The following is a 22,726-nucleotide window of genomic DNA, read 5'->3' as shown; positions in this document are numbered from 1 at the left end:
TTTTATGACCGTCTTAAAGAATATTGCTAAAGATAGAATTTTGCAAATTACCGTCTTCGTCACGGTAGTCAGCCTTTTTTTTGCTAGGCCACGTTTAGAGGATATCAATACACACACTTTATTTTCTGTTGCCGCAATGTTAACGCTGATCCAGATTTATGCTTACTTACACGTTCTGGACGTTTTAGCGTACAAGCTAACAAGCATCGCTGACAATACGCGAAAGCTAAATATCCTATTTACCCTGTTGTCTGTAATTGCAGGTATGTTTTTAGGGAACGATATTACAGCTTTAACGTTAATCCCACTATATTTAAATATTACTAAAAAATACAAATTACCACAGATTTTACCAGTTACCTTGATCGGAATGGGCGCCAATATCGGAGCTGCCTTTACTCCGTGGGGCAACCCGCATAATATCTTTTTAGTTAGTCGCTACAACGTAAGTGCACTCCAGTTCTTCTCCTGGTCTGTACCCTACTTGTTAATTTCATTAGTTATTTTAGGAATTGTCTTTTTCTTTATCCCCAAAGAAAAGATTCCTGTTCAAAAGACTGAAAGCATTGAAATCAACTGGCGTCTGACTTTAATTACTACTGCCGTTTTCATTTTCTTCTTCTTCGGCGTATTCCGGATAGTGCCAATTATCATTCCAATGATTGCTTCAATTATTTTGGCTTTGATGATCAACCCGCGAATCATGCTCAAGATCGACTATGCTCTGCTGTTAACCTTCACTGGCTTCTTTATTTTCATCAGTGATATTCAGCAAATTCCGGCAAGCGTCAACGTTATTCACATGATGGTTTACTCAGAGACTTCAACCTACTTGACCTCAATTATCTCAAGTCAGGTAATGAGCAACGTTCCTTCAACTATCTTAGTTGGTAAGTTTACTACTTATGCTCAAGCCCTTTTCTTGGGTTCCAACATTGGTGGTTTTGGTTCTGCAATTGGTTCAATGGCCAACATGCTGGTTATGAAGACTTTCAACCAACACGCCACCGTCAGCAAGAGCAAGTTCTTTAAGCAATGGTCGATTATGCAATTCATTGGTTTGATCATTCTAACCATTGTGGGTTATTTGCTATTAATATTTAGAATTTAAAATTAAATAATTCAGTTTAGACGCCAATTAAGGTGTCTTTTTAGTATCCAAAAAAAAGCTTTTTCGGTAAAATAGATATTAAATATTTAACAGATGGAGGAATTACAATGTCACCATTAATGTGGATTATTTTAATCATTATTGTTTTGCTTATTGCAATCTACATTGCTATTTATAACGGCTTACAAAAGTCAAAGGTTTATACTGATGAGGCTTGGAGTCAAATTGACGTTCAACTTAAGCGGCGCAATGATTTAATTCCTAACTTGGTTGAAACGGTTAAAGGCTATGCTAAGCACGAAAGCGAAACTTTTGAAAAAGTAGTTCAATTGCGCAACCAATTGACGCAGATTCCTGCTGACAACCGTGAGGAAATTCAAAAGGTTTCTAACCAATTAACTGATTCCTTGAAGACAATTTTTGCCTTATCAGAGAACTACCCTGATTTAAAGGCCAACCAAAATTTCTTAAGTCTGCAAGAAGAATTGACTAACACTGAAAACAAAATTGCTTATTCCCGTCAGCTTTACAATTCAACTGCTGCTCAATATGATCAAAAGCTGTTAACTTTCCCATCCAACATTATTGCGAAAATCCATCACTTCACTAAAGTGGATTACTTGCAGACTGATGCTGCAGAAAAAGAAGTTCCAAAGGTTAAGTTTTAGAGGTTAAAAAATGTTATACCAGCAAATTGCCCGTAACAAGCACAAAACTGTGGTCGTTATGACTGTTTTTGTGGTGATCTTAACTTTAGTTGGTGCTGGCTTTGGCTATCTCTTCAGCAATTCGCCGTGGAGCGGAATTATTATTGCTCTGGTTGCTAGTCTGCTCTATCTTTTCTTGGTAATGCGCAATCCCGAAAATATGGTCATGAGCCTTAATCATGCCCAAGAAATTCATGAGCAGGACAACCCACAATTGTGGCACATCGTTCAGGATATGGCGATGGTCGGCCAAGTTCCAATGCCAAGAGTTTTCATTATTAACGATCCAAGCCCCAATGCTTTTGCGACAGGTCGTGATCCTGATCATAGTGCCGTCGCAGTTACTCAGGGGTTGCTCGACATGATGAATCGCGAAGAACTTGAAGGCGTATTGGGCCATGAAATATCACACATTCGCAATTATGATATCCGCTTATCGACAATTGCAGTTGTATTAGTCGGCGTCATTTCATTTCTCTCTGGCGTGGCAAGCCGCGTTATATGGTTTGGCAGCGGCGATCGTGATGATGATCGTGACAGTAACGCTATTGAAATGATTTTTAAAGTGGTTGCGATTGTCTTTGTCCTATTTTTGGGACCATTATCGGCAACCCTAGCGCAAATGGCATTATCCCGCAATCGTGAATATTTGGCTGATGCCAGCTCAGTTGAGCTCACCCGTAACCCGCATGGCTTAATTTCCGCTTTGCAAAAAATCGAGAGCAGCCAGCCAATGAAGCAAGCCGATCGTTCAAGCAGCGGCCTGTATATCGAAAACCCATTTAGACATCGCGGTGGCAGTCTATTCGACACTCACCCGCCAACAGCTGACCGCATTGCTCGGCTAGAAAAAATGTAGACAAAACAAAAACAGATCTCTTTTGAGATCTGTTTTTTATTTCAAATTAATATTTGCTTGCCGGAATAATCGTTCACGCATCACTGCCGGCGTTTCGCCATAATATTGATTGAACTTCTTATAGAAGAAGGACTTGCTTGAATAACCAACCCGGCCAATGATTTCTTTAAGCGAAACATCTGGTTGGGCTAGCAAGGTTCGTGCTTCCTGCATTCTGCGTTCATCAACATGACTGACAAAGCTTTTGCCTGTCTTTTGCTTAACCATATTTGAGAAGTAGTTTGGATTAAAGCCGAAGTACTTTGCTGCTTGAGTTAACGTAATATCAGTAAAGTGATTATCAATGTAATTATCGAGCACGCTGCCTTCGAATTTCGTCTTATCAAGACTAGCTGGCGTTACCAAACGCTGAGTTCTAATCGATAAAATAATCATAACTGTCAATTCAGCCCCAATTAGAGCTCTGGCAAACAATTCGTTATTCAAATAGCCATTAATGATGTGCTGCATCACTTGTGATGCACGCGTAATCTGATTATTCTTGAGCCACAAAACATGTTCATTTGTCAGGCTAGAGACTATTTGTTTAATAATTTTTTCTTCTCTGCTGTCTTGATAAGCAAAATCTTTAAAGAAATTACGATAGTTGAAGCCGGGCTGGAATTTTATTTTCGCTAATACCGTATCTTGAGTTTGACTTTCAACTCCATATTTGGCGTTTTCAGTTAGCAAAAGAACATTTCCTGCCTTCATTGCTAAACTCTTTTCGCCACTTTTTACAATTGCTTCGCCGCTAACTACATATAGAATGGTCGCTACATCGTTAGAATAATAATGCAGACCCTTATTATGATTTTCAAGGTAGATTGAAAAAAGATCAAAATCCGGATTGCCGTTTTTCAACTTGATTTCATTGGTATCTTCGTTGTTAGAACGCAAAATACTAGCCAGATATTGATCTATAGCAACAGCTGCCATTGGTCCACCTTCCCTTTTGTATAACAATACATCTATAGAAACATTATATCCCAAAAGCGGTGACATTCGTTAAAATAGAGACAGTATATTAGTTTTATTTAACGGAAAAATTTTATGATGGCATCAATTAAATTTGATCATCTGTATTTTAGTTACAAAAAAGATGATTATATTGTCAAAAATTTAAATCTAACAATACCTAATGGATTTTCATTATTAATCGGGCCTACCGGCTGTGGCAAGTCGACTTTATTAAAATTGACGGCCGGCTTATATCCTAAATATGCTGGTCATACAAAGGGCCGAGTCATTACCTCTTTAAGTCATGCGATGATGTTTCAAAACGCTGATGAACAGTTTACAATGGCTACCCCGCGCGATGAAATTATTTTTGCGTTAGAAAATTTGCAACTCAATCAGGTTGAATATGAAGGCCGACTGAAAAAGGCTGTGACCTTCACACAGATTAGCAGAATGCTCGATCAAAAGATCAGCACTTTATCTGGTGGCGAAAAGCAACGGGTAGCATTAGCGGTGCTGGTAGCAATGGACGTAGATCTTTTCTTGTTAGATGAGCCTTTTGCCAGTTGTGATCCAGAAGCACGGAAATTTTTAATCGAAAAATTAGGACAGTTGCGCGATCAAGGCAAGACGATCGTCATTAGCGATCATGTTTTCACGGATTATACCGCTGTTTGCGACCGAGTATACGAAATGAAAAATAAAACAATCACGCTGCTGGACGATGAGGAAAAAGATGCACTATTTGCAGCTAAACCGCTAAAAAAGGTTTCCTTTGCATTGCCTAATAAGATAGCTCAGTCTTTGTTTTCATTGAACAAAACAGAAATAAAGCAAGGGCGTACTTTACTGATTCAGGAGCAATTGCAGCTTGAAAGTAGCAAAAACGTTTTGATTACCGGTCCTAATGGTGTCGGCAAAACTTCTTTTTTTAAGGCATTAACGCAAATGATTCCTTATTCCGGCAGCCTCTGTTTTCACCAAAATGAGATCAGCAAATTGAAGCCACGGAAGTATCTGCGCCAAGTGGCACAAATCTTTCAGGCAGCTGATGATCAATTTTTAAAAGTGACCGTGCGTGAAGAGATCGAATTAAGCAAGAAAACGCGCAATTCATTTTTTACTGATGAGCGAATTGCGGCCGCACTTAAGAAACTCCAGTTGGACTCTCATTTGGATCAAATCGTTTATTCTTTATCTGGTGGGCAGAAAAAGAAGCTGCAAATTCTGCTTATGCTGCTTGGTCAGCATGAGGTTTTGCTGATTGACGAGCCTTTGTCTGGATTAGATCACGAATCGATCAAACAGGTAATTGCTTTAATGCAAGAGAGCCAAAAAAAACTCCATAAGAGCTTTTTAATCATCAGCCACCAAGTAGACGAGCTCGCAGATTTATGCGACTACCACCTCGTTTTTGAGGCACAGAAGCTAAAATATGTAAGTGAGGTGCAAGCATGAATCCCAGTCTAAAATTCATTTTAGTTTTTATTATTTCCCTGGAAATATCATTGAAGGCATCTTTGACTACGAATAGCATCGTCATTGTTTGTGCACTGCTTTATTTGCTGTGGCACAAGATCTCGCTTAAGGATTTGGGCTTATTGCTGACAGTTCCGTTGATTGCGGCATTTACTATTTTTGCGACCTTGTACTGGTTTTCAACCAAGCCGGATCATTATTATGCATGGGTATTGGCCAGCCGTGTTTATGCTTATGTTTTGAGCATTGCCTGTGTCGTTAAAACAACAATAGCTGCTCAGTTGGCCCGTTCTTTTGAACAAAATCTGCATTTGCCGAGCAAATTCGCATATGGAGTATTGGCAGCCTTGAATATTATTCCGCGCATGCAGATGGCGGTGAAACGAATCAGAACAGTGGCAATGATGCGGAGCGTATATTTGAGCTTCTGGTCACCGATTTTGTATTTCAAGGCAATTTTGGTGGCTTTATCCTCCTCTGAGAATTTAGCTCAGGGAATGGAATCTCATGGCTACGTTGAAGGAAAAGAGCGGTCGGCAATCATTAAGATCCCGTTGACCAGCAATGATTGGTGTATTTTTGTATTGATTCTGTTTTTGTTCAATATTTGTTTATTTATTTTTAGGTGAAAATGATGCAAATTACTGAAGGAAAAATCCCATTCATGGGTTATGAAACTTATTATCGAATTGTAGGTACTAAAAGTTCGAAGGCACCGTTGTTTTTGCTTCATGGCGGTCCTGGATCAAGCCACAATTATTTTGAGGTTTTGGATGAATTGGCTGCCAAGAATCAGCGTCAAATTATCATGTATGACCAGTTGGGCTGCGGCAATTCAAGCATCCCTGACGATCACCCAGAACTTTACACTAAGGAAACTTGGGTAAAAGAATTGATGAATTTGCGTGAGCAGCTGGGATTGAAGAAAATCCATCTGTTGGGTCAGTCTTGGGGCGGCATACTCGCAATCATTTATTTATGCGATTATCAACCTGAAGGAATTAAAAGTGTGATCCTCTCCTCGACTTTGGCTTCAGCTAGTTTGTGGTCAAGAGAGCTCCACCGGATGATCAAATATTTGCCGGATGACGAACAGGCAGCAATTAAAGCAGCTGAAGACAAGAAAAGTTTTACTGGCTCTGCTTATTTGAAGGCTAACGACCACTTCATGAGTCAGCATGTTATCAAGATGAGTGCTGATTTGCCTGAATGCGTGCGCCAGAAGAAAAAGAGCGGAACCTTGGCTTATGAAACTGCGTGGGGACCAAATGAATACACGCCGGAAGGCAATTTACACGATTATGAATACACAGACAAATTAGATAGAATAAAGGTCTCGACTTTGATTACTAGCGGGACTGACGATTTATGCACGCCATATGTTGCGAAGTCGATGCATGACAGAATTAAGGGCAGTGAATGGCAACTATTTGAATATTGCGGCCATATGCCATTTGTGCAGAAGACTGATGAACATATTGATTTGTTGTGCAGATGGTTAGATAAAAATGATTAAAAAAGTCACCATTCTAAGTGAAATAGAATGGTGACTTTTTTATGTGAGCCTAGATTATTTAAAGTTTGCAACCTTTACGTAGCGCTTGTTTGTGGCGGTTGCACCTTGAATTCTGTAGTAAAGTTTACCGTTCTTAAACTTGTAAGAACCACCATATTTAGTGATTGTTGTGCCCTTCTTGAGGACTGTCTTGGTAGCGCGGCGAGTGCTCGTTGCGCAGATGTAGGCATTTTTGGTCAATGTACGCTTAGTGCCATCGATGTTGGAGACACTGATGTAGTAATTAGTGTAGGTTCCATCAGCATTGTAAACTTGATAGAAATCACCACTTGTATAATATTGACCACCATCGATATGAATTGGATTAGCTTTTACATAGACTGTACTAAAGGCTGAAAATACCTTTTTAGTCTTAGTTCCAGCTGCTGTATATCCTTGGGCTGCATGCGTCACAGTCTTTTGAACCAGGCTTGGTGTAGAGGCCTTGCTAGTTGCTAAATATTTAGTTTGATTCCAGAGTGTTGCATTATTATTTGCATTTGCGGAAGCTTCAGATACTGTTGAAACACCAGTGTAGAATTCCATTTTCGTATCTAATAAGGTTACCAACGTAGTAAGTACGGCCTTGATAGAAAGTATCTGTATCTCCTAAACCTTTGACATAGTTTTAGTTATCAGGAAGATACAATTGAATTGAAGTAGCAGGTTTTACGTATACTTGATAAGAAATGGTTGTATTATTTTCTCCAGATAATTGAACGGTGAAGTTTTCACCGGCCTTTGAAGTATCAACGGGATTTGAGACGATTGATACCTTACCCGAAATTTTTACTGTGTCCCCGTTTGTCAAAGTAATATTGGTTGTGTCTGTTGTTTGCGCGGTACCAGCAGCACTAACGATTGTCGAAATTATGCTGATTAGAAACCTCAATTTTGCCTTATTACCAAAGCACCTATATCATATATGATTCCTGAAAATAAATTGTTAAAAAATCCCTAATTAGGGATTTTTTAACAACAAAACGAAATGATACGTTCGAATTTATGTCGGTAATTAATTATTACCAAAATTATAAATATGTTTTATTTGAAGAAATGCAAATGTATAGCTCTCTTTTAAATTTTTATCTTCTAAAGAATCTAAAAATTGACTAATGACATACTCTTTATGAATATCAATATATGCTAATAAAGCATTCATAAATTTGATTCTTACATTAGTCAAAAGATCATTTTTAGAATAATTCAACTTACTTGTTGTATTCAAAATTACTTTAGCTTTATCAGGTTGCTTATCTTTTACTAAAACAAATGCAGCATTTAATAAAGTATTACTTGTAACAACCGAAACTAAATACTGGTTATGTACCTCACTAATCAATGATCTGGACAGTTTATAAACTTCTTCTGAATTAAGTAATAATTGTATATTAGCAAATAGAATTATTTCCTTCTTAAACCAATGCTTAATACCCACAAATTGTTCTGAAATGAGAATGCTGGGGTTTTTTCACTTATGATACGGACTGCCACTATTAATCATAAAAGCCCGATAAATCTGCTCAATCAGCACAATGCGCATAAGCTGATGCGGCATGGTCAACTTGCCAAAACTAATCAAATCATCCCCACGCTTATTCACAGCTTCACTCGTACCTAAACTGCCGCCGATCACAAACGTAATATCCGAATGACCATACGTGCCTAAATCCGCAATCTCCTTCGCAAATTCCTCGCTGCTGCGCTGCTTTCCCTTAATCGCAGTCACATAAACATACTCCTTATCCTTAATCTTGCTAAGAATTCGCTGACCTTCAATTTTCTTAACTTGCTCATCTTGTGCATCACTAAGCTTCTCCGGAGCCTTTTCATCCGGCACCTGCACAATCTTCACCTTGGCAAAATGGCTAAGGCGCTTTTCATACTCAGCAATCGCATCTTTAAAGTATTTTTCTTTTAATTTTCCAACACAAACTATCTTGATATTCATAATATCTTATTTTATCCCCTAATCTACAATGTTTCCACCGTAGTTTTCCACACCTGTGTAAAAGCATAACCTACATTTTGTAGTCCCTAATCTATTTTTTCCAACAACTTGTGTTTCAAAACTTTCTTCAATTTTTTTAAAATAATTTCCCACATCAGCCCCTGCGAAAAACTTCTTTCACAAACTTTATGCGTGAAAAGCCTATTATTATGCTATGAACGGATGTTTTAACAATATTTTGTTCACTAATGCTTACACACAATTCACAACTTATCCACAGTTATTAACAAGTCATTATACCCTACTTATCCACAATTCACAGTTTTATCCACAGTTATCAACAACTTATAAAATTTTCGAAAACTTGACAAGTTTATTTTCCGAACTTTATCTTGTTACACAAATTTAAAGTTAAGAAAAAAGGCGATATAATCGTGAAACACGCATTACATCGCCTTTTTTATTTTTGATTATGGAATATTCTACTTGTTAATTACTTTCAAGAGTAACTTTTAAGTTTTGTGTCTTACCATTTCTATTAACGGTTACGGTCACAGTATCACCGACTTTGTGATTATACAAAATGGTGTGTAACGATGCGACATCAGTTACTGTCTTACCGTCAACTTTGGTAATAACATCCTTAGCCTTCATACCAGCCTTTGAAGCTGAACTATTCTTAGTTACAGATGCAACATAGATACCACTCTTCAAAGTTGATTGAATGCCCAAACGGCTTCTGTAACTTTCAGGAATACCACTCAAAGCTATAACCTTAACTCCAAGTTGTGGACGGGTAATCTTACCATTCTTCACTAATTGGTTAACAATCGTTACAACCTCATTAGATGGAATAGCGAAGCCCATCCCTTCAACAGAAGTACCATCACTTGATTCTGCCAGCTTCATTGAGTTGATCCCGATTACTTGACCAGCAGAGTTGACCAATGGACCACCAGAGTTACCTGGGTTAATGGCTGCATCGGTTTGAATTACAGTTTGTTGGTAATCTGAAGAAGTAGTAATCGTTCTGCTTGGAGCTGAAATAATCCCTTGCGTTACCGTAGAAGCATATTCACTACCAAGTGGTGAACCAATCGCAATTACTGTTTGACAAGCTTGCAAGCTCTTAGAATCGCCAAATGAAGCAGTTTGCGTTACATACTTAGAGTCGATTGAAAGAACGGCCAAGTCAGTTGTTGAATCTTTACCAACAATCTTGGCATTAACGGTTTTACCATTAGCAAGCATTACTTGAACAGCATCAGCGCCAGAAACAACGTGGTTGTTGGTTACGATGTAGCCTTTACCGTTTGATTTCATATAAACAACACCGGAACCTTCACTGTAAGTTTCAAGCTTGCCGCTGCCAGATGAAGAGCTGTCGCTATCACTGCTGCCACCAAAAATGCTTTCAATGATGGAACTGCTTGATGAAGATGAAGGTTCCCGCTTTAAGTTAATTACTGAAACAACAGCGCCCTTAACTTTATTGTAAGCACTGGTCATTGTTCCGCTAGTTTTTGCACTAGTCTTAGAGACCTTGGAACTGCTTGAAGAAATGCTGGTTTGAGCAGTATTGCTGTTGCCAACTTGTGCATTATTAATAGCATCAAGTGCTGTATAAGAAACACCACCACCGATTAAACCGGCTACGACACCAACAATGGCTGTTTTGACTAAGACATTGTTTTTCTTTTTTGGTCTGTTAGTGTTTAGGTTTGGGTTTTGATTATTATTTTGTTGATTTTCCATACACATTACTCTCTTTCTTGTTTTTCTTTTAATATAAATATACTGCTCAAATTTGAAAAATATATGAATATTGCTTTCAAAAAGGCTAAATTTTTACTAAACTAGTTGGCTTCTGCGGATCAGTATCGATGATTTTTACATCTGAATCCAAACTGGCATCCCCCTGCACCAGCATCTCTTCCGCAGTATCATGCGCCAAATATTCAGTATTATTATGCTGGCTGCGATGCGCTAAAAAGATATGCTTGGTCTTCGGCGTGACCACATCTAGCAGTGCCTGCCCTGGTTCAATAGTATTGATCTGTTCGACCGGCAATTTGCCAATTTTATTGGTATCCAGCAAATAATTCCAGGTGCCGATATTGGCAAAAGCATCGATCTTAGGATAGCGCCGCATCAAGCCGCCTAATCCACTGCTATGATCACTATGATCGTGACTCAAAAAGGCCATGTCGATTTCATTGATATCCACGCCAACTTCAACCAGCAAATTCTTTATCTTTTTTCCAGAATAAACCTGCATCCATCAAAATTTTATGCTGCCTGGTCGTCAGCAAGCTGACATTACCAGTTGAGCCGCTGGCTAAAACAGAAACTTACACTTATCCCTCAGTCTCCATTAGTTATATGTTGTATTAGTTTGAATCATTTGTGCCGTAAATGCGTTTACCCGCTTCAAAGTTACATTCTTGGTCGCCTTGTTTTCAACCCAGACCAGCCAAGTTGGAAGCAAAATAGTGCTGCCACGCACCTCGGTTAACTTAGAATAACCCAGGCTAACTTTCATAACTCGTGAGTTATTTGCCAATTCACGGTCAGTATACATTGCACGAACCGCATGCCATGGTGAAATAGTAGACTGCTGTTCACGTACTGCAACTACTGGACCCAAGTAGCTTAAAGTATAGTTTTCAATCGTCTTGGACTTAATATTGATCGTTAGCTGTGCCCCACTATCATAAATGTCACCATATTCTGACGTTTGAACGAAAGTATAGTTGTTGCTGCCGGACATGATTGCTTCATAGCGATATTGCTTGCCATAAGGAACATTGCGCGAATCATTTTTAAACTTATTCAGTTCCGCCAAAATCTGCTTTTTGCTGCCGCTGATTCTGACGATATTCTTAGGCGTGGCCGTTAATTTGTTATCAGTTTTTGAATAGCTGGCGTTTACCTGAGTCAAAGAGGTCAATTTGCTACTCAAATAATCTGACTTTTTAACTGCCAAATAATAGCCTGAAGCCTGACTTGTCGAAAGCTTAGATGGCAAATCGATTCCATCTGCCCGCATCTCAGAACGGATACTATTATTAGTTGAACTAGTAGTAGAATCTGACAAACTAACAGGTGACCGCAGAATTTCAACGCCTAAATATATATCGATCAACAAGAAAACAATTAAAAACAACCATTCGATTCGTTTATGATCCATTTTTAATTAACCTCGCTTTTTTGGGGATTGATTGTTCTGCGATATGCCGTCAAATCCTGCTTCATCCATTCATCAACCGACTTCCATTCGCCATAGGCTTTCACATAATAGGTCGGGACAAGATTTACCAAATTATCGCGCGTACTGTCTTTTTGAACTTGTGAACCGACGACAATATCATCGATTTCTGATTCGTCTAAGCCATGTGCTTTCAACTTAGCAACCACTTCACTTGTTGGTGCAAGCGTTGTTGTTTGCCCATCAAATGGAATTGGAATCTGCAGGTTGATGCTGTTAAAGGCAACAGAAATTGAATCCGTTGAAAATGTCGTGGTAACTTGCACCTCATGTTTGTTTAAAAAGACTGGCGTACCCTCAACATAGTTGGTATAGCGAATACTGCTTGCATCAGCGTCAAAGAAACGCAAGTCCTGTTCAGTTAACCCGATCAGGTGAACATAGTAAATACTATCTAATAACCGGCTGGTATTAGTAACATACTGATTCTTTTCATAGTGCGTGTACAAATAATCGTCGCTGTTTGACTTGCTTTTTGGCACGCGCAATCTTGTTGAATAATTCAATGAATAAGCTGTCCAGCCCTTTTTGCTTGTCCGCGTTGAAACTCCGGAAGTTCCTAGCAAACGAGCTACAAAGTATGAGTCTGCTTGCTTATTAATCAGATAGCTGTATACCCGCCACTTTTCAGTTTTAGTGTAGTAGGCGGTATAGCCCAGCTTGGTTTTAACGAATTTAATCGGAGTTTTGTATTGCGCGTTTTGAGCATATTTACGTAAACGCGTAAAATCGCCCTTCTTGATTTTTACACGGTAAATTCGATAATTCTTATCATTGCCGACATAGATTTCACGATTGTTGCCGGTGGTAGAAATAAAAATTCGATTTAACTGCCGATTGTCCTTTTTAGAAGTTCCTGTTGCAAAAACACTGAAAGTAATCTTATCAGGGTATGTCAATTGCAAATAATCTTGGTTAGCCAGCATTTTTTCATATTGACTTTGAGAAGAAGAAATCAGCTTAATGCTTGTCACCTTGAGTTTTTGCAAATCCTTTGAAAATTCAAAGGAAAGGTTGTTCTTAGAATCGTACAGCCGATATAATTGACCATTCCGATAGCCATAAGAATTAGTAGGAATGCACAAATCATACAGCGACTTGGTACTGCGCGTCTTGAGCTGTTGCTTAGATGAACTGTCTGCTTGATTGATCTGACTAAAACGCTGATCGTTAGTCATGATAAAAATCCAAAGTACGATTGACAGAATAATAGCTCCCGCTGTTACCAGCAATAGCAGCCAGTCAGTAAATTTTGATTTAAACTTCATCCCAGTCATCCTCCTCACTCATTGGTTCGTATGGTAAGGAAATATAGAAGGTTGAGCCGTTGCCTTCACTACTGTCGGCCCAAATCTTACCATGGTGGGCTTCCACAATTTCTTTAGCAATAGCCAAGCCTAAACCGGTACCACCTTGAGCCCGTGATCTTGCCTTGTCGACACGGTAAAAACGGTCGAAGATTTTGCCCAGATCTTTTCTTGGAATACCCAAGCCTTGGTCGGAAATGCTCAAAATAACGTGGTTTTGGTTTTGAACTAAGCGAACGGTAATTACGCCACCATCAGGTGAATATTTAATCGCGTTATTCATAATATTATCGATTACTTGCATCATCTTATCAGTGTCAATTTCAACCCATAAGGCTTGATTGCCAAGTTCACGCCTAATAGTGTATTTCTTCTTTTTATCAGTATTCTTATCGGTCTTAACAATCATATCGAAACGGTTAAGAATATGCGATACAAAATCGTTCAAGTTGACCCACTCTAGATCCATCTTAGAAACGCCACGATCCATTCTGGACAAGCTCAACAGGTCATTAATCATACGGATCATTCGTTCAGTTTCTTCTTGAGTAACCTGAAGGAATTGCGGTGCAATCGTTGGATCTTTCCATGCACCTTCGTTTAAGGCTTCAATATAGGCCCGCAAACTAGTCAAAGGCGTTCTTAACTCATGAGAAACGTTGGAAACAAACTGCTTTTGCGAGTTTTCATTCTTTTGCTGCTCAGTAACATCGTGCAAAACGCAAACGCTACCTGAAACAAAGCCGGTTACCCGCTTAATCAGCGAGAAGCTAGCGTGCAAAATCATTTCATCCCGCGTACCACTATTGACAGTGACAACAATTTCTTTTTGGTTAGCAATCAGGTCTTGGGCTGATTCATTCAACCCCAATACCTTGTTAATCGGTTCGCCAATGACGTCTTTTTCTTTAACATTTAAAAAGCTCAACGCCATTTGGTTAACAACATTAACATTGCCATGCCGGTCAGCCGCAAGCACTCCGTCGGTCATGTGCGACAGAACGCTATCCAGCCGTCTTCGTTCACTGTCGGACTCTTCCTGTGATCGTTCAACTCTGATTGATAAAGTGTTAAAAGCCTTGCCTAATTGCCCCAATTCATCATCAGAATAGATCTTTACCTGGTTTGAATAATCACCATTGGCAATATTCAATGCTTGCTGCTGCATTTCTTCAATCGGCCGCGTAATCGCACGCGAAATAACCAGTGATAAAATCGCTCCCAAAAGGGCCGCAATCAATGATGCAGCCAAGAAGGCCAATGAGGTGTTGCGCAAATCATCGAATACTCCTTGCATGCTGGCCCGCACATAAATCGCACCAACACTGTTGGTTGAACTAGTGCCACTGGTCAATGGTGAAATTTGCACCATATAGTTTCCCTTATCGTCAATTACTTTAGTGACCTGGCGACCAGTAGAAGTAACTTGCTTAACATCATTATTGGTGATTCTTTGTCCAATCCGACTTTTATCATTCAAGTTGGAAACAGCCCGAATAATATCCTTATTATCTACAACAATAATTTCACTAATATCAGAATTGGTGTCGTAATCATTGATAATTCGATTCAGACGATCGTCAGTATTTTTGCCATAATGTGCCAATTGGCTGGCCAATTGATTGGTGACGATCGGTGGAATTTGAATTGTCTCTTGAAAACTTTTAATACTGCTTTGTTCAAGTTGTCTAGTAAAGTACGCTCCAATTACTTCAATTGTAGCTAGCAGCATTAGCATAAACACTACTGCCAGCTTGGTATTGATCGAATTGAAAGTATGCTTTAGTACTTTTCTTATTTTTTTCATTCTCTTCCAAAATTCACAATATAAAAAGAAAGCCACACACTTTCGCAGTCCTGTGGCTTTCTAAATTATTCTTCGGTTGGCTGCTTTACGTAGTATCCAACACCACGACGAGTAATCAAAATTTGTGGTTGAATTGGATTGTCTTCAATCTTTTCTCTCAACCGGTGAACAGTTACGTCAACGGTCCTAACATCCCCAAAGTAGTCATAACCCCAAACTGTTTGCAATAAATGCTCACGAGTCATAACTTGTCCCATATGTTGAGCTAAATAATATAGCAGTTCAAACTCACGGTGAGTAAGTTCGATCTTTTTGCCATTCTTCTCAACAATATAGGCATCTGGCATAATGACCAAGTTACCGATCTTAATGTTTTTATCGGCTTCCTCTTGGGTTGCAGCTTCTGCTTTTTTAACAATATCACGACGGCGCAAGTTTGCCTTTACCCGTGCAACTAATTCACGGTTAGAAAAAGGCTTGGTTACGTAGTCATCAGCACCTATTTCAAGTCCTAAAACTTTATCAATTTCAGTATCTTTAGCTGTTACCATGATTATGGGCATATCGTGAGTTTGCCGTACTTCACGTGCAACTTCAAGTCCATCTTTTTTAGGTAACATTAAGTCCAAGATCATCAGATCTGGATCATATTCCTCAACTTTTTGAACAGCCTCTTCACCATCATAGGCAGTGTCGACGTCGAAGCCTTCTTTGGTTAAATTGAATTTGATAATATCAGAGATAGGCTTCTCATCATCGACGACGAGAATTTTCTTTGGCATCGAGAATGCCTCCTTTGCTTCATATATTATACTGGTTTTTGCTTTTTTAGCCAAAAATATACAAAAAATTCTGAAAATCACTTGATTTTGCTCACAATAAATTGCATAATAATTGTTGTCAGTTATGGCATGGGTGGTTAGCTCAGCTGGCAGAGCAACGGACTCTTAATCCGTGGGTCGAGGGTTCGATCCCCTCACCACCCACTATTTTAAAGCATCGCTTCGGCGGTGCTTTTTTTGTTGTTTATTTTTTAAATTTTCTTAGTTTTCGTCTTTTTGATAGCTTTTAGTAACCGAATCTTGGTAAAATATAGCTAAGATTTAAATAGGGAGGCGTTCTTATGAACAACGAAAACGTATTTTTTAACCCTGGCGATGCAATTTCTTCATCACACGATTACAAGGAAGCTCGCCGCAGCGCTCAAATTATTAAGGCAGATAAACCAACCGCTGGACAAATTATTATTGCTAAGAATGCCAAGAACGGTACCTACGCAATTTACCTTGCCGAAAATGCCCGCGATGAAAAACATGGTGAGCCATACAAAATTACTGACAAACTTTAAATAATAGTCGCTTAACGGCGGCTTTTATTTTTTTGCTTTTTTCTAAAAAAAAGACTTGCCAAAAGAATTAATCATTGTTAATATTATTAACTGTCAGCAATGACATGGGTGGTTAGCTCAGCTGGCAGAGCAACGGACTCTTAATCCGTGGGTCGAGGGTTCGATCCCCTCACCACCCACCAAATATGGAAATGTCACTGCAAGTAGTAGGTGCTTTTTTATACCTAAATTAAGGACAGGACACAATGTGTTCTGTCCTTTTTCTTTCTATCTGTTTTTATGATAAATAATTTTTTAAGGAGGCTTGAGCATGAAAACTTACTATTATGAGAAAACAACTGATGATGTAGTTAATTCTGCTCAGCAAGATTTTTCTTTGCCAGATGATTATGCGATTTTTCCCACTTCCTTATCTGGTCGCATCTGGAATAAAATAGTTCGTGCGCTAGCCTGCGGCTTTGGTTTTATTTATTCGCGCTTGTTTTTGCATACTCATATTGTGGGCAAAGATAAGCTAAAAAAAGCTGCTGATCAGGGATATTTCGTTTATGGCAATCACACGCAGCCAATGGGTGATGTTTTTACGCCTTTGACGGTTGTTTCTTGTCAAAAAATGTACGCAATCGCTGACCAAGCTAACTGGGGCATCCCCTTCATCGGCAAATATTTGGTTCGCTATGGTGGTCTGCCTGTTGGTAAGGATATCAAGCAATCGATTAAGCTGCTTAAGGCTGTTAAAAAAGTGATCAGGCAAAAGAATGGCGTTGTACTCATTTATCCTGAAGCTCACGTTTGGCCTTATTACACTCGGATTCGCCCTTTCACTGATACCAGCATGTATTTTCCAGTTGCTTTAAATGCTCCTAGCTTTACGTGGACAAGCACTTATACCCGATCTAAATTCTTTAAGCGACCAAAAATTACCGTCTATATTGACGGACCCTTTTACCCAGATAAGAATCTAAACAAGAAACAGGCCCAGGCTAAACTTCACGAGCAGATTTGGAAGAGCTTAGTTAGTCGTGCTAAACTAAGCAATTATAACTACTATCACTATCAGAAAAAATAAATGGGAGAACAATGAACATTCTTTTTTGCGGAGATCAGCATGCCGAAGATGGTGTCCTCATCTCTACTCTTTCTTTATTGAAAAACACAAACGAAGAGCTGCACCTCTATGTTCTTACAATGGAGCTGCCTGGCAAGCAATATCAACCTTTTTCTAAGCATGCGGCTGATTTTATTCGCTCTTTATTGGTCGAAAAAAATAAAAACAACACGTTAGAACTAATCGACTGTTCTCGGCTTTTTGTTAAACAGCCCCCAACAGCTAATATGGGAACCCGTTTTACTCCTTACGCAATGCTCAGATTGTTCGCTGACCAATTGCCTCAAATTCCGGACCGTGTCTTATATTTGGATGATGACATTATTATTCGCAAGGATATTTCTGCTTTTTACCATCAAGATTTAGGACACATGGAAATAGTTGGCATACTAGATTATTGGGGTCGCTTCTTTTTCCACAATTGGAAAAGCAAGCGCGTCTTTGACTATATGAATTCCGGCGTTCTTTTATTCAATATGCCTGAAATTAAGCAAACGAAGCTATTTGCAAAAGTTCGGCACATGATGCAAGTGAAAAAGATGTTCCTGCCTGACCAATCAGCAATCAATAAGCTGGCTGTCCAGAAAACGCATCGCACCGCGCAAATATAATGAGCAGTACCATTTGCGGCCAGATACCATGATTCAGCATTTTACGACCAGTTTTCGCTTTAAACCATACTTCCACACGTTAACAGTTAAGCCCTGGGACGTAGAACGCGTTCATAGCGTATTACATTTGCACGAATACGATGATCTGTTAGAACAATATTTAAATTTAAAAAACAAGCTATCATAGTAAAGGAGATTCTAATGACAATTCCTGTCTTTTACAGCATCAGCGATGATTTTACGAAATATGCCGCTGTTTCACTTTATTCCTTAATTAAAAAAGCAAATCCAAACACTGACTATACCGTTTATTTTTTAAACCAAGATTTGTCTGATAAGCATAAAAGCGATCTAATGGCGATGGCAACTGAAAATGTGCACGTTAAGTTTTTCCACATCAATGATGAACTCGTTGCCCCAATTAAAAACCGAAAAGAAAATTTTTTGCGGGCCGACTTTTTCACACCGTCCATCTTCTACCGTCTCTTTATTCCGGAATTATTCCCGCAATATGACAAGGCGATCTATATTGACAGCGATACAGTACTAAATGATGATATTGCCACGCTTTATCAAACCGATTTAGGCAATAATTTATTCGGTGCCTGCACGGATTCATCAATTCAGTTTGTCGAAAAAATGCTTTTCTATATTAAATATGTTTTGGATCTTGATCCTAAGAAATACATTAATTCCGGCATGTTGGTAATGAACTGTAAGTCCTTCCGCGACAAGCACTTCATCGATCACTTCATGGACTTATTGACCAAGTACCATTTCGACTGCATTGCACCTGACCAGGATTATTTAAATGAATTAGGCGAAAACAGTATTTTGCACCTTGATCCTCGTTGGGACGCAATGCCGAATGAAAATACACCTGAAATAAAAGATCCAGGTTTAATTCACTACAATTTATTCTTTAAGCCTTGGCACTTTACCAATGTCCAATATGAGAAATATTTCTGGGAAAACGCTCGACAAACAAAGTTCTATTCTGAATTGAAGCAAGAATTAGATAATTATACTGACCAAGAGCGCGAGCAGGATCGCAATAAGTTAAACCATATGCTTGAAAAAGCCGATGTAACTGCCCGTGATCCCCACAATTGGGCTCAGATTAAGAAACAAGGTTCGGTGGCATTATGATTATTGGAGATAATCGCGAACAAGTAATTAAGAATATTCAGACCGCTGCTAATAAGCGAGATTTCACAGCCAAGGTTGAAATCGGTGATCCGGTAATGAGCTTGGACGAACGCTTGAAGCTAGTTAATAACTTTTGGCAACATCAGAATACTATTTACAGCAAGCTAAACAACGGAATTGGACATTTAATGCTCAATGTTTTGGCCAAAACCATTACCAGCACTACCAAAGTCGTTGGAACTGAAAATTTGCGTGACTTGCCTCGTGGCGGTGCAATCATCACTTCTAATCACTTCAATCAGCTCGATACATTAACTATTAAAACTTTGGCTAGTAAGGAACATCATAAGCTTTCCATCGTAATTGAAGATACTAATTTGATGCTTCCTGGGATTCTCAGATATTTGATGAATTATGTTGGAACGATTCCTTTAGTTAACAGTCCTAATTATATTGGCAAAGACTTCATCAAGCATTTGCATCATGCCCTAGATCAAGATAATTGGGTCCTTATTTACCCTGAACAAGAGATGTGGTGGAATTACCGCAAGCCGAGAAAACTCCAGCGAGGGGCCTATTATTTTGCAGCTAAGCAAAATGTCCCAGTTATCTCTACTTTCGTTGAAATTCAACCTTTATCTAAATTGGAAAAGAAAGATCCTAATTTTTATCAAACTAAATATATCGTGCACGTTTTGCCAGTAATTTATCCGGACGTAAAATTGAGTTTACAAGCTCGTTCAGAAAAGATGAAGCAACAAGACTATCAGCAAAAAGTTGCGGCCTATGAAAAAATATATGGTAAAAAATTAGACTATGACTTCACAGCCTGGGATATCGCGGGTTGGCGCGGTAAACTTTAAAAAAGATTGAATTTATTATATATTCAATCTTTTTTTATTTGCAGTAGATATATTTTCTTTTATAATTAACATGGAGCTGGAATGAATATATTGTGAGGGGGTGTCCACCATGAATTTGCGTCAATTGTACTACTTTAAAGAATTAGTCGAACAAAAACAATTCCTTAAAGCTGCAAGAAATTTAAACATATCACAGCCTAGTTTATCTAATTCCTTAAAATCGCTAGAAACGGAGTTAGGTTGCCAATTGGTCAACCGTAGCGGTGGTAAGGTATTTTTAACAGAATACGGCAAGATTTTTTATAAAACCGCAATTGAATCTATTTCTTCTATTGAAGATGCTAAGCTCGAAATCGAACGCCAAAAGTTGCGCGAAAATAATATTGTAGCAATTGCAAGTATCCCAACATCCTTTAATACTTTTTTACTGTCCACCATCAAGGAATATCAAAAAGAAAGCAGTACGCAAGCTAAATTTTTCTTTGATGATGCTCTTTCACCTGAAATTTGCGAAGGTCTTCGCTCAGGTAAATACGACTTGGGTATTTGTTCAAAAGATGAAAATTATTCCGATTTAACTTTTCTACCGCTTTACAATGAGGAGCTTGTTTTAATCACTAAGAAAAATAATGAATTAGCTCAAAAAGACAAAGTCAGTTTGAAAGATTTAGATAATGAAGATATTTACACATATTCGACTAAATCGACTTTAGGTAAGAACATTACTACGGCAATTACCGCTAAAAACAAAAATATAAAAATTCATAATTTTGCTAAGGATGAGCTAAGCTTGGCCAGTTCAGTAATTGCAAATGACCTTAAGGCTTTAATTGTTAAAAGCGTCTTCTTAGATCATTTTGATCTTAAACAAATTCAAGTGGATCTGCCACGTAATACAAGACAAGTTTACTTAGCTTATAATAAGCAAAATATAAAGAACCAGGAAGTTAAAAATCTAATTAATTATCTGAAAAACAAAAAGGGATCTAAATAGATCCCTTTTTTACTACTTTGCTTTTTCTTGAATTTTGAAAACGATCGTACCGGTGATTAAACCAACAATCATTGGAATGAACCACGATAATCCTTCGTTAGCTAGCGGCAGCATATTTCTAACATGCGCGATCGCAAGCCCAAAACTGCTTTTACTTACAACGGCTGGCATATTAACAATCATATCCATAATTGCCGGAACCAAAGTAAATAGAACACTGATTACCATAAACCGTTCGATTCTTTTTAAAGAAATGAGTAAATACGACCAAAATAATTAAAATGATGGAAATTGGATACAGCAGCATTAAAATGCAGGCTGTGACCAGGAAATGATCGTCTCAAGGCCAACATTGGCGAATAAGAAGGCACTGATGCTAGTAATAGCCAACCAACCATGATAACTAATTTTAGAAAAATGTTTATGAAAGTCTTGCGCAAAAGCAGCAACTAGAGAATTGCTTGACCAATTTTACCGGCATAGCTTTGAACAATTTGAGAAAATGCGGTTCCTCCGTCAGCTGAACCAGGCAACTCTGCCAAGAGACATTGCACCAATCGCAATGCTTTTATCTTCCCTTTTACCCATTTGACGAATGGCCGTGATAATCGTTACACCGAACGCTAACCCGGCTAGAGCATCCATTGTGTTATAGCCTTGTAAAAAGCCATTCATAACGGCTCCAGACGATGTTAAATAGTCTGTGGTGCTTTTAACAGTATTAGGATTCTCCATTGGAAAAAGGAAAGCAACTATGAATACCAAGAATAGCAACACAAGAAAAATCGAATTGAGAATTTTTCCTAAATTATCCAAAATATTGCTTTGATTATAAGAAATAAGGTAAGTAAATATAAAAAATAAGGTTGAAAATATCAACAACCCTAATTTTTGGTAATTACTAGGGATAAACGGCGCTATTCCAACTGTATAAAAAACAGTCGCAGTTCTCGGAGTTCCAAATAATGGACCAATAGTTAAGTGAATTAAGGTCATAAAAATCAATGCAATGTAGATCCAAAAGGTAATCCAATTTCATATACTCCATTTGCATGAATCAAGGCAATTGCCAAAATTGATAATAAAGGCAACAGCACGGCCGTAATTAAAAAACCAAGTGCGGCTAAAAACCAATTATGTCCTGCAATTTATCCTAAATGAAGTGGGAAAATCAAGTTCTCAGCACCAAAAAATAGAGCAAAAATCATCGAGCTGATTACAAAGTAATCTTTTTTTAGTTCTCGTTCTAAAGTTTTTAAATCTTCCATTATTTCAACTCCTTTAATTAGTTATTAATTTTGCCATATTTTTCTCAGCAAATCTACAAAAACCTAAAAAAGAGCACAAAAAAGAGACGCTCTCGCGTCCCTCTTCCCTTCTTATTCCGCTTAGCTCCGGCTGTCAGACTCGAACTGACGACATCTTGATTAACAGTCAAGCGCTCTACCAACTGAGCTAAGCCGGAATATTAAAAAAGAGCACGGCAGCTGCCTACCCTCGCAGGCAGTTTCCCACCAACTACTCTCGGCGTTAAGAAGCTTAACTTCTGTGTTCGGCATGGGAACAGGTGTATCCTTCTTGCTATCGCCACCGTACTCTTTCTTGAGCTT

21 protein-coding genes, 3 tRNA genes, 1 rRNA gene and 3 pseudogenes are annotated in these 22,726 nt (G+C 38.5%); 14 read left to right on the top strand and 14 right to left on the bottom strand.

Features of this window, described 5'->3' with window-relative positions; translation table 11 throughout:
- Nucleotides 1-4 precede the first annotated feature (4 nt).
- The 3 genes from D0Z64_RS00530 to htpX all read left to right on the top strand — a co-directional run bounded on the left by D0Z64_RS00530 (nt 5) and on the right by htpX (nt 2,677).
- Nucleotides 5-1,111: an SLC13 family permease gene (locus D0Z64_RS00530; RefSeq protein ID WP_080881023.1), complete on the top strand. Its 1,107-nt coding sequence runs from the start codon at nt 5-7 to the stop codon at nt 1,109-1,111.
- Nucleotides 1,112-1,218: 107 nt separating this feature from the next.
- Entirely contained in the window at nt 1,219-1,779 is a 561-nt protein-coding gene (locus D0Z64_RS00525; RefSeq protein ID WP_080881022.1) for a LemA family protein, read from the top strand.
- Between the two features lie 10 nt (nt 1,780-1,789).
- Nucleotides 1,790-2,677, top strand: coding sequence for a zinc metalloprotease HtpX (htpX, locus tag D0Z64_RS00520; RefSeq protein WP_127345500.1), 888 nt, complete (start codon nt 1,790-1,792; stop codon nt 2,675-2,677).
- Nucleotides 2,678-2,713: 36 nt separating this feature from the next.
- On the opposite strand, the gene D0Z64_RS00515 is transcribed toward htpX, so the two are convergent.
- Nucleotides 2,714-3,655, bottom strand: a complete 942-nt coding sequence (locus tag D0Z64_RS00515; protein WP_080881020.1) for a helix-turn-helix domain-containing protein — start codon at nt 3,653-3,655, stop codon at nt 2,714-2,716.
- Between the two features lie 114 nt (nt 3,656-3,769).
- Here D0Z64_RS00515 and D0Z64_RS00510 point away from each other — a divergent pair, with 114 nt between their 5' ends.
- From D0Z64_RS00510 to pepI, 3 genes are read left to right on the top strand one after another with little or no spacing between them, the layout of a single operon-like run.
- Complete coding sequence (locus D0Z64_RS00510) at nt 3,770-5,134, top strand: ATP-binding cassette domain-containing protein (protein WP_127345499.1); 1,365 nt, start codon at nt 3,770-3,772, stop codon at nt 5,132-5,134.
- Nucleotides 5,131-5,784: an energy-coupling factor transporter transmembrane component T family protein gene (locus D0Z64_RS00505; RefSeq protein WP_080881019.1), complete on the top strand. Its 654-nt coding sequence runs from the start codon at nt 5,131-5,133 to the stop codon at nt 5,782-5,784. The genes D0Z64_RS00510 and D0Z64_RS00505 overlap by 4 nt, the downstream gene beginning before the upstream one ends.
- A 2-nt stretch (nt 5,785-5,786) precedes the next feature.
- Entirely contained in the window at nt 5,787-6,671 is an 885-nt protein-coding gene (pepI, locus tag D0Z64_RS00500) for a proline iminopeptidase (protein ID WP_320051446.1), read from the top strand.
- Between the two features lie 54 nt (nt 6,672-6,725).
- Here pepI and D0Z64_RS08765 read toward each other — a convergent pair whose 3' ends face one another.
- From D0Z64_RS08765 to yycF, 10 genes and pseudogenes are all read right to left on the bottom strand, one after another.
- On the bottom strand, nt 6,726-7,280 hold the full coding sequence (locus D0Z64_RS08765) for an SLAP domain-containing protein (RefSeq protein ID WP_406565676.1): 555 nt from the start codon (nt 7,278-7,280) through the stop codon (nt 6,726-6,728).
- Nucleotides 7,281-7,338: 58 nt separating this feature from the next.
- Nucleotides 7,339-7,602, bottom strand: a complete 264-nt coding sequence (locus D0Z64_RS00490; protein WP_080881018.1) for a hypothetical protein — start codon at nt 7,600-7,602, stop codon at nt 7,339-7,341.
- A gap of 123 nt (nt 7,603-7,725) precedes the next feature.
- Complete coding sequence (locus D0Z64_RS00485) at nt 7,726-8,148, bottom strand: Rgg family transcriptional regulator (RefSeq protein ID WP_080881017.1); 423 nt, start codon at nt 8,146-8,148, stop codon at nt 7,726-7,728.
- A 33-nt stretch (nt 8,149-8,181) separates the two neighbouring features.
- Complete coding sequence (gene rlmH / locus D0Z64_RS00480; RefSeq protein ID WP_080881016.1) at nt 8,182-8,661, bottom strand: 23S rRNA (pseudouridine(1915)-N(3))-methyltransferase RlmH; 480 nt, start codon at nt 8,659-8,661, stop codon at nt 8,182-8,184.
- Between the two features lie 489 nt (nt 8,662-9,150).
- Complete coding sequence (locus D0Z64_RS00475) at nt 9,151-10,416, bottom strand: S1C family serine protease (protein WP_080881015.1); 1,266 nt, start codon at nt 10,414-10,416, stop codon at nt 9,151-9,153.
- An 85-nt stretch (nt 10,417-10,501) separates the two neighbouring features.
- A pseudogene (locus tag D0Z64_RS00470) lies at nt 10,502-10,973 on the bottom strand (MBL fold metallo-hydrolase).
- Nucleotides 10,974-11,035: 62 nt separating this feature from the next.
- On the bottom strand, nt 11,036-11,851 hold the full coding sequence (locus D0Z64_RS00465; RefSeq protein ID WP_080881014.1) for a two-component system regulatory protein YycI: 816 nt from the start codon (nt 11,849-11,851) through the stop codon (nt 11,036-11,038).
- Between the two features lie 2 nt (nt 11,852-11,853).
- Nucleotides 11,854-13,197 carry a YycH family regulatory protein gene (locus D0Z64_RS00460; protein ID WP_080881013.1) on the bottom strand — a complete coding sequence of 448 codons (1,344 nt, stop codon included), beginning with the start codon at nt 13,195-13,197 and terminating at the stop codon, nt 11,854-11,856.
- Entirely contained in the window at nt 13,187-15,043 is a 1,857-nt protein-coding gene (gene walK, locus D0Z64_RS00455) for a cell wall metabolism sensor histidine kinase WalK (RefSeq protein WP_080881012.1), read from the bottom strand. Before walK ends, D0Z64_RS00460 begins: the two co-directional genes overlap by 11 nt.
- Before the next feature lie 65 nt (nt 15,044-15,108).
- Nucleotides 15,109-15,825, bottom strand: a complete 717-nt coding sequence (gene yycF, locus D0Z64_RS00450) for a response regulator YycF (RefSeq protein ID WP_080881011.1) — start codon at nt 15,823-15,825, stop codon at nt 15,109-15,111.
- Between the two features lie 131 nt (nt 15,826-15,956).
- Between yycF and D0Z64_RS00445 the strand changes: the two genes are divergently transcribed.
- From D0Z64_RS00445 to D0Z64_RS00410, 8 genes and pseudogenes are all read left to right on the top strand, one after another.
- Nucleotides 15,957-16,029, top strand: a tRNA-Lys gene (locus D0Z64_RS00445).
- A 137-nt stretch (nt 16,030-16,166) separates the two neighbouring features.
- Nucleotides 16,167-16,391, top strand: coding sequence for a hypothetical protein (locus D0Z64_RS00440; protein WP_080881010.1), 225 nt, complete (start codon nt 16,167-16,169; stop codon nt 16,389-16,391).
- 106 nt (nt 16,392-16,497) lie between these two features.
- Nucleotides 16,498-16,573: transfer RNA gene (locus tag D0Z64_RS00435), tRNA-Lys, on the top strand.
- Between the two features lie 128 nt (nt 16,574-16,701).
- The gene (locus tag D0Z64_RS00430) at nt 16,702-17,460 is read left to right on the top strand and encodes a lysophospholipid acyltransferase family protein (protein WP_080881009.1); all 759 of its coding nucleotides are present in this window, start codon (nt 16,702-16,704) and stop codon (nt 17,458-17,460) included.
- Between the two features lie 11 nt (nt 17,461-17,471).
- A pseudogene (locus D0Z64_RS00425) lies at nt 17,472-18,297 on the top strand (glycosyltransferase).
- 14 nt (nt 18,298-18,311) lie between these two features.
- The gene (locus D0Z64_RS00420) at nt 18,312-19,259 is read left to right on the top strand and encodes a glycosyltransferase family 8 protein (RefSeq protein ID WP_080881007.1); all 948 of its coding nucleotides are present in this window, start codon (nt 18,312-18,314) and stop codon (nt 19,257-19,259) included.
- Nucleotides 19,256-20,122, top strand: coding sequence for a lysophospholipid acyltransferase family protein (locus D0Z64_RS00415; RefSeq protein WP_080881006.1), 867 nt, complete (start codon nt 19,256-19,258; stop codon nt 20,120-20,122). The genes D0Z64_RS00420 and D0Z64_RS00415 overlap by 4 nt, the downstream gene beginning before the upstream one ends.
- A gap of 109 nt (nt 20,123-20,231) precedes the next feature.
- Nucleotides 20,232-21,116, top strand: a complete 885-nt coding sequence (locus tag D0Z64_RS00410) for a LysR family transcriptional regulator (RefSeq protein ID WP_080881005.1) — start codon at nt 20,232-20,234, stop codon at nt 21,114-21,116.
- A 12-nt stretch (nt 21,117-21,128) separates the two neighbouring features.
- On the opposite strand, the pseudogene D0Z64_RS08665 reads toward D0Z64_RS00410, so the two are convergent.
- The 3 genes and pseudogenes from D0Z64_RS08665 to rrf form a co-directional block, all read right to left on the bottom strand.
- Nucleotides 21,129-22,384, bottom strand: a pseudogene (locus D0Z64_RS08665) (branched-chain amino acid transport system II carrier protein).
- A gap of 124 nt (nt 22,385-22,508) precedes the next feature.
- Nucleotides 22,509-22,581 (bottom strand) — tRNA-Asn (locus D0Z64_RS00400).
- 13 nt (nt 22,582-22,594) lie between these two features.
- Nucleotides 22,595-22,711 (bottom strand): 5S ribosomal RNA (gene rrf, locus D0Z64_RS00395).
- Nucleotides 22,712-22,726: the final 15 nt, after the last annotated feature.

The sequence above is a fragment of the Lactobacillus amylolyticus genome (genome assembly GCF_003999355.1).
Classification (GTDB): domain Bacteria; phylum Bacillota; class Bacilli; order Lactobacillales; family Lactobacillaceae; genus Lactobacillus; species Lactobacillus amylolyticus.
The sequence above is the reverse complement of the archived record's forward strand: the minus strand, read 5'-3'. Positions and strand labels throughout refer to the sequence as shown.

What these genes read in the sequence shown, in the direction of transcription:
- D0Z64_RS00440 (WP_080881010.1), top strand. Translation starts at nt 16,167, where the DNA reads ATGAACAACGAAAACGTATTTTTTAACCCTGGCGATGCAATTTCTTCA.
- D0Z64_RS00430 (WP_080881009.1), top strand. Translation starts at nt 16,702, where the DNA reads ATGAAAACTTACTATTATGAGAAAACAACTGATGATGTAGTTAATTCT.
- D0Z64_RS00505 (WP_080881019.1), top strand. Translation starts at nt 5,131, where the DNA reads ATGAATCCCAGTCTAAAATTCATTTTAGTTTTTATTATTTCCCTGGAA.
- D0Z64_RS00415 (WP_080881006.1), top strand. Translation starts at nt 19,256, where the DNA reads ATGATTATTGGAGATAATCGCGAACAAGTAATTAAGAATATTCAGACC.
- D0Z64_RS00475 (WP_080881015.1), bottom strand. Translation starts at nt 10,416, where the DNA reads ATGGAAAATCAACAAAATAATAATCAAAACCCAAACCTAAACACTAAC.
- pepI (WP_320051446.1), top strand. Translation starts at nt 5,787, where the DNA reads ATGATGCAAATTACTGAAGGAAAAATCCCATTCATGGGTTATGAAACT.
- yycF (WP_080881011.1), bottom strand. Translation starts at nt 15,825, where the DNA reads ATGCCAAAGAAAATTCTCGTCGTCGATGATGAGAAGCCTATCTCTGAT.
- htpX (WP_127345500.1), top strand. Translation starts at nt 1,790, where the DNA reads ATGTTATACCAGCAAATTGCCCGTAACAAGCACAAAACTGTGGTCGTT.
- rlmH (WP_080881016.1), bottom strand. Translation starts at nt 8,661, where the DNA reads ATGAATATCAAGATAGTTTGTGTTGGAAAATTAAAAGAAAAATACTTT.
- D0Z64_RS00460 (WP_080881013.1), bottom strand. Translation starts at nt 13,197, where the DNA reads ATGAAGTTTAAATCAAAATTTACTGACTGGCTGCTATTGCTGGTAACA.
- D0Z64_RS00410 (WP_080881005.1), top strand. Translation starts at nt 20,232, where the DNA reads ATGAATTTGCGTCAATTGTACTACTTTAAAGAATTAGTCGAACAAAAA.
- D0Z64_RS00515 (WP_080881020.1), bottom strand. Translation starts at nt 3,655, where the DNA reads ATGGCAGCTGTTGCTATAGATCAATATCTGGCTAGTATTTTGCGTTCT.
- D0Z64_RS00525 (WP_080881022.1), top strand. Translation starts at nt 1,219, where the DNA reads ATGTCACCATTAATGTGGATTATTTTAATCATTATTGTTTTGCTTATT.
- D0Z64_RS00420 (WP_080881007.1), top strand. Translation starts at nt 18,312, where the DNA reads ATGACAATTCCTGTCTTTTACAGCATCAGCGATGATTTTACGAAATAT.
- D0Z64_RS00510 (WP_127345499.1), top strand. Translation starts at nt 3,770, where the DNA reads ATGATGGCATCAATTAAATTTGATCATCTGTATTTTAGTTACAAAAAA.
- walK (WP_080881012.1), bottom strand. Translation starts at nt 15,043, where the DNA reads ATGAAAAAAATAAGAAAAGTACTAAAGCATACTTTCAATTCGATCAAT.
- D0Z64_RS00530 (WP_080881023.1), top strand. Translation starts at nt 5, where the DNA reads ATGACCGTCTTAAAGAATATTGCTAAAGATAGAATTTTGCAAATTACC.
- D0Z64_RS00465 (WP_080881014.1), bottom strand. Translation starts at nt 11,851, where the DNA reads ATGGATCATAAACGAATCGAATGGTTGTTTTTAATTGTTTTCTTGTTG.